This is a genomic window from Candidatus Cryosericum odellii (assembly GCF_003570935.1).
GTDB classification, from domain to species: Bacteria; Caldisericota; Caldisericia; order Cryosericales; family Cryosericaceae; genus Cryosericum; species Cryosericum odellii.
In genome coordinates, this window is the sequence record NZ_QXIU01000070.1 from 1 (window position 1) to 4563 (window position 4563).

4 protein-coding genes and 5 tRNA genes are annotated in these 4563 nt (G+C 54.4%); 8 read left to right on the forward strand and 1 reads right to left on the reverse strand.

The window, feature by feature from the left end; genetic code table 11:
• From SMC5_RS02840 to SMC5_RS02875, 8 genes are all read left to right on the forward strand, one after another.
• A partial coding sequence (locus SMC5_RS02840; protein ID WP_165848942.1) for an N-acetylmuramoyl-L-alanine amidase occupies positions 1-2066 on the forward strand: 2066 nt, incomplete at its 5' end.
• A gap of 12 nt (positions 2067-2078) precedes the next feature.
• Positions 2079-2867 (forward strand): glutamate racemase, encoded by a 789-nt coding sequence (gene murI, locus SMC5_RS02845; RefSeq protein ID WP_119119511.1) that lies wholly within the window; start codon positions 2079-2081, stop codon positions 2865-2867.
• Positions 2864-3472 (forward strand): non-canonical purine NTP pyrophosphatase, encoded by a 609-nt coding sequence (locus SMC5_RS02850; protein WP_119119512.1) that lies wholly within the window; start codon positions 2864-2866, stop codon positions 3470-3472. Before murI ends, SMC5_RS02850 begins: the two co-directional genes overlap by 4 nt.
• A 33-nt stretch (positions 3473-3505) precedes the next feature.
• Positions 3506-3582: transfer RNA gene (locus SMC5_RS02855), tRNA-Pro, on the forward strand.
• Between the two features lies 1 nt (position 3583).
• Positions 3584-3660: transfer RNA gene (locus tag SMC5_RS02860), tRNA-Arg, on the forward strand.
• 10 nt (positions 3661-3670) lie between these two features.
• Positions 3671-3747 (forward strand) — tRNA-His (locus SMC5_RS02865).
• 44 nt (positions 3748-3791) lie between these two features.
• Positions 3792-3868, forward strand: a tRNA-Arg gene (locus tag SMC5_RS02870).
• Between the two features lie 14 nt (positions 3869-3882).
• A tRNA-Arg gene (locus SMC5_RS02875) sits at positions 3883-3959 on the forward strand.
• Between the two features lie 143 nt (positions 3960-4102).
• Here SMC5_RS02875 and SMC5_RS02880 read toward each other — a convergent pair.
• Complete coding sequence (locus tag SMC5_RS02880) at positions 4103-4468, reverse strand: VOC family protein (RefSeq protein ID WP_119119513.1); 366 nt, start codon at positions 4466-4468, stop codon at positions 4103-4105.
• Positions 4469-4563: the final 95 nt, after the last annotated feature.

The following is a 4563-nucleotide window of genomic DNA, read 5'->3' on the forward strand; positions in this document are numbered from 1 at the left end:
CATTCACGACAGCGTCTCTTCTGACCCTCTGGAAGCCGAAACTTCAGTTTCCGACGAAGACGGTGGATGCATCGGATCTTCGTAGCGGACCTTCAGTAATTTACGACCGCCTTGGTGTCCTGCCCTCCGGGACGAACCTTCTGATCATCGGTTACTCCATGAACGAACAAAAAGAGACTTGGTGCCGGGTGACTGTTGCTGAAAAGACGGGATGGGTTTACGCGCCTTTGCTTAGCTCCTGGGAGAAAGTACCGAGCAGTCTTATCGCCGCAACGGTAGGGAAAAGCCTCACTTCCGTGATCCCATCAACACGACTGGTGACGTCGCCGTTCGTGGTGGGAACTGACGGGTCGCTTGCTGCCAAGGGCAAGCTCATTGTCGGTGTCGCCACGGATGGCAGACAGGTGTTCCTCGAACTATCCTCCGATGCTTCGCCCGAAGACTGGATACTGATGTCTGAAGGTACGGTGGTAGGTGGAACTGGTCCTGGAGGTGCCGTCTGCAGTCTAACCGGCATCGAACTGGTATCGTCGAACGGCTGGACTGGCGTCACGATGCACATCGATGGGGACAAGAGCGGACTGTTGATTGTTCGGGGGCATAACCCTGAACGCATCGAGGTCTCACTGCCAAGGCTGGTGCAGTCTGCACAGGCTGGTATTGCCGGCGTGCCGACGGAGCAGGTGTCGGCGGTGAAGGTATGGGCGAGTTCAGCGGGGTTCGTGTCCAGTATCGTTGTCTATCTTGCCGGGTCTGGCACTGGCTTGGAGCAGTCGACCAGTGCGTCGACGGTGCAGTTGGTGATGACTGCGCCCGGCTCGACCGCGCCGTCGAAGGCTGTATTTCTGCGCGGCGAGCTTCTGTCTAGCAGCGAAGAGACGTTTTTCGCACAGGGGGCTACGTTCGTGCCACTCGTCGACGTGGCCAATGCTTACGGTCTGCTTCTGTCCTGGGACGCGGCCAACCAGCAAACGAGCTTGACACTTGGGGATCGACAATACGTACTGAAGGACGGGCTGTACACTCTGAAGATTGCTCAGGGCAACAGCCACTGGAGCGAAGAGATGGCTGTCGCTCCGAGGATCCTGAGTGGCCTGTTGTACGTTCCAGTGGCGACTGTGGCACATGTGTTTGGACTTGAGGCAATCGCAGATGCTTTAAGGGTATATCTTGACCCGATCATCTCGTCAATTACCCTCACAGGTGCGTCTGCGAGTATGTCGGGAAGCATCACGATCACGTCCGCCTGTGACCTGAAGGTGACGAAGACGGTGGACGGCGATTACAGCGTTTTTCAGCTGGAGGGCGTTTCGGCCACCACTATCGCTGGCAAGCAGGTGCTGTCAGCCTGGGCCACTGTGTCGGGGAAGCAACGTCTGAATGATGTCCCTCCTGTTGTAGAGTTACGCTTGCACACCCCTGCCTCGACAGCCGATGTGCAAAGTCCTGGAATGGGTACCTATGTCATCGTGCTTTCCGGCGCCGTCAAGGGAAAACTTGGAGGGAAGAAAGTCGTCCTTGACCCTGGTCACGGCTGCATGTCATCGACGGGTTCCTTTGATGTCGGGGCCGTAGGTCCTTCCGGGACGAAGGAATCGTCCGTCAACCTGTCAATTGCACTCAAGGTAAAGGCGTTACTCGAGGCCGATGGGGCCCATGTCGTCATGACGCGGTCGGATGATACGTCAAAAGACAACCCTGACCTCACTAGACGAGCGCAGATAGCCAACAGCTCAGGGGCGGATCTTTTTCTCTCAATTCATCAGAACGCCACGGATGCGGGACCATCAATCGGAGGTACCGAAGTTAGCTATTGGTCTGACCAGTCGAAGGTCTTTGCCACGCTTGTCCAAAAGCATCTCGTTTCTGCCCTGGGAAGAACGGACCGAGGCACGCAAAAGACATCGCTGTACCTAGTGTCCCACATCGATACCATGCCGGCCGTTCTGGTAGAGTGCGCATTTATCAGCAATAGTGAAGAGGAACATCTTCTACGCGAGGACTCGTTCCAGCAGAAAGCAGCCAAGAGTATCGAGGACGCCATTGTCGAGTACCTTAGCAAGTAGAGGGATCTGCTGATGGAATCCTACATAGGGGTGTTTGATTCAGGGGTCGGAGGACTTGCTGTCGTCCGGGAGCTGAAGAACCGATTGCCACGGGAGGCTATCATGTACATCGCTGACTCCCGCTTTTTTCCGTATGGAACGAAGCCGAGGGAGCAGGTGATCGACAGAGCCACGGCCCTCGTCGAGTTCCTCGAGGCTCATGGAGCCCGGATGGTTGTTGTGGCTTGCAACACGGCTTCCAGTGCTGTCTTCCCAGACATTCAGCGTTGCGTGGAGGTCCCGATCCTGGGGATGATCTCGGCTGGTGTCAAGAGCGCACAACTGGCGACCCGCAACCGCAGAGTCGCAGTGCTGTCGACACCAGGGACAGCACGCAGCCATGGCTATCTCAGAGCCATGGGATTACTGGATCCGACGGTAGAAATGATAGAGCTCCAGTCGCAGGAACTTGTGAATCTTGTGGAAGCTGGGAGTATTGAAGGGCAGGACGTGGCTGATTATGCCGCGGACGTGCTAAAGCCTGTGCAGGAGTTCGGAGCAGACACCCTTGTGCTGGGCTGCACCCACTTTCCCTTCCTCAACAGCCTCATGGAAGGTATCCTTGGACCGGCCGTCAAGATTGTCGATCCAAGCAAGGAACTGGCATACGAGGTAGGGCTGGTTCTCGAGAAGTGCCGGTTGACCACGGGGGCTGGACACCAGGACAGATTCTTCACAACAGGGGATCCAGGCGATTTTCTCGACAAGGCCCGCCTCTTCCTCGGTGACTATGTCAGCACAGTAGAGGTCGCAGACGTTTGAGATTGCAACTTGTTACCGGCAACGCTCACAAACTGCAGGAATTTGGCAGTATTCTCAGAAGCCTGGACTGCATGCTTCCCTTGGAAGGGCTGGATGTGGAAGGCGTCGCCGAGTGTGGAGTCACCTATTACCAGAATGCGTACAGGAAAGCCCGGTCGGGCCTCCTGAACATCTTGGCTACGGGACCCAACGACAGCATCGTCCTCGCGGACGACTCTGGGCTTGAGCTACCCCTTTTTGGCAACATCCCTGGAGTCCATTCTGCGCGCTTTCGGTACACTGGTCTGCCCGAAAGGGCTGCGCTTGCAGCGTTTCTCTCAGAGCACTGTGTGTCGTCAACACCCGCGCGGTTCGTGTGCTGGATCGTCGCATTTCTCCCTCAATCACGCCGGTGTCTAGCGTGCTCAGGCACTGTCGTCGGGACCGTGACTCCAGAATCGCGTGGGCCCCAAGGTTTTGGATATGATCCGCTGTTTACCCCGAACGGCTACTCTCTCACCTTCGGCGAGATGGATGCCAGGCTCAAAGACCACATCAGCCACCGAGCACAGGCCGTTGAGGCTTTGTGGTGTTCTCTTCAAGGGGCCATACCGCTGAGACCTTGATTTTTGGCTGATTGCGTGTATTCTCTTTCTACTCGGGGTGTGGCGTAGCTTGGTAACGCGCATGGTTTGGGACCATGAGATCGGTGGTTCAAATCCACTCGCCCCGACCATGGGCCCATAGCTCAGCTGGATAGAGCAACGGATTTCTAATCCGTCGGTCGCAGGTTCAAATCCTGCTGGGCTCGCCAGCCTGATATGGTGGGTATAGCTCAATTGGTTAGAGTACTGGACTGTGGATCCAGATGTTGGGAGTTCGAGTCTCCTTACCCACCCCATTTTTCCTGAGCACGGCCCTTGATGTTGTACGCTTTGCAGTACTGCGCTTATAGCTCAGGCGGATAGAGCGATGGATTCCTAATCCGTAGGCCGCAGGTTCGAGTCCTGCTAAGCGCACCAGGATCGTGAGGCTAGCGCCCATAGCTCAACTGGATAGAGCTGCGGACTTCGGATCCGCAGGTTGCGGGTTCGACTCCTGCTGGGCGCGCCAACAATTTGGTATCGGTTATCTCCAATGCAGGGCTTATGTCCCGAAGAATAAACACGCCAACTAAAGCAACCTGATGAGGTAAAAATCAAACCGCAATCAACGATATCGTTGATTGCGGTTTTTTTCAGTGCAAAACTGAGACTCTACTTATTTTCGACCAATTGAATTTCGATTCCATTCGGATCATTCACAAAGAAGAAACGGGTCATTGGAGAAGGAGAAAATGGACCTTTTGTAATGGGAATGTGATTGCTTTGAACATATGCCATTGCCTCCTCCAAAGAATTCACTTCAAAACCGATGGATATCCCTGTGCCTCGGTTGGTAATCTTGTTGTGCTTGTTGCACATCAATTCTATTTTAGGCTTGTCAGATTCACCCAACATTGCAATTTCAACCACTTCGCCTGCACTAAACCGACTGCAAATATTCAGTCCAAGCAGGTCACGATAAAATGCCAGCGATTGTTCCATGTTGTCGACACTTAATGTTACCCAGCAAAATTTCATTAGTATGCCTCCTGATTTTTTCAGAATTGTCACGTTTCAATCTGGAAAGTTTCACATGTAACCAGGCCGCCCGCTGATAAAGTCAGCATCTGTAT